This is a genomic window from Sphingomonas sp. CCH9-F2, from assembly GCF_001556735.1.
GTDB classification, from domain to species: Bacteria; Pseudomonadota; Alphaproteobacteria; order Sphingomonadales; family Sphingomonadaceae; genus Sphingomonas; species Sphingomonas ginsenosidimutans.
On sequence record NZ_LSJO01000035.1, the window covers coordinates 1 to 899 of the forward strand.

At 73.9% G+C, this 899-nt stretch carries 2 protein-coding genes; both read left to right on the top strand.

The window, feature by feature from the left end; genetic code table 11:
- The coding region (locus AX685_RS01045; protein WP_231738487.1) for an HpcH/HpaI aldolase/citrate lyase family protein at positions 1-581 on the top strand (581 nt) is incomplete at its 5' end.
- Between the two features lie 10 nt (positions 582-591).
- Positions 592-899: nitronate monooxygenase (locus tag AX685_RS01050; RefSeq protein ID WP_197418428.1), on the top strand; the 308-nt coding region annotated here is incomplete at its 3' end.

Genomic DNA, 899 nt, shown 5'->3' on the forward strand with positions numbered 1-899 from the left:
AGGTATCGGCCCCCGCCACGCTGGCGCAGGCGCGCGCCACGCTGGGCGACGGCCCGGCGCTCTGGGCGATGATCGAGACGTGCCGTGCGATCGTCGACCTGCCAGCGATCGTCGGTGCGGCGGATGCCACCGGGCTGGCGGCGTTGGTGGTCGGGACCAACGATATGGCCAAGGAGATGCGCTGCCGTCCCGGCGCCACCCGTGCGCCGCTGCTGCCGATCCTGACGCAGGTGGTGCTGGCGGCGCGGATGGCGGGACTGATCGCGCTGGACGGCGTATGCAACGTGCTGGACGACGACGCGGTGGTGGAGGCCGAGTGCCGGCAGGGGCTGGACTGGGGCTTCGACGGCAAGACGCTGATCCACCCGGCGCAGATCGCGGCGGCGAACCGGGTGTTCACCCCCGCGCCCGCCGAGGTCGAATGGGCGCAGACGGTAGAGGCGGCGTTCGCGCTGCCGGACAACGCCGGCAAGGGCGCGATCCGCGTCGAGGGCAAGATGGTGGAACTGCTCCACCTGGAGGAAGCGCGCCGCACGCTGGCGATCGTGGGGGCGATCGCGCGCGGGGTGGCGGGGCGGTAGGGCGCGCGCCATGGGCCTGCCCGGACAGCTGGGATTGAGGTTGCCGATCGTGCAGGCGCCGATGGCGGGCGTGTCCACGCCGGCGATGGCGGCGGCCGTATCCGAGGCGGGCGCGCTGGGGTCGATCGCCGTCGGCGCGGTGGAGGTGGACCGGGCGCGGGCGATGATCCGCGCCACGCGCGAGCGGACGATGCGGGCGTTCAACGTGAACCTGTTCGTTCATGCGACGCCGCGCGCCGACGCGGCGCGGGAAGCGCGGTGGATCGGGGCGCTTGCGCCGCTTTTCGACCGTTACGGCGGCACACCGCCGGCCGCGCT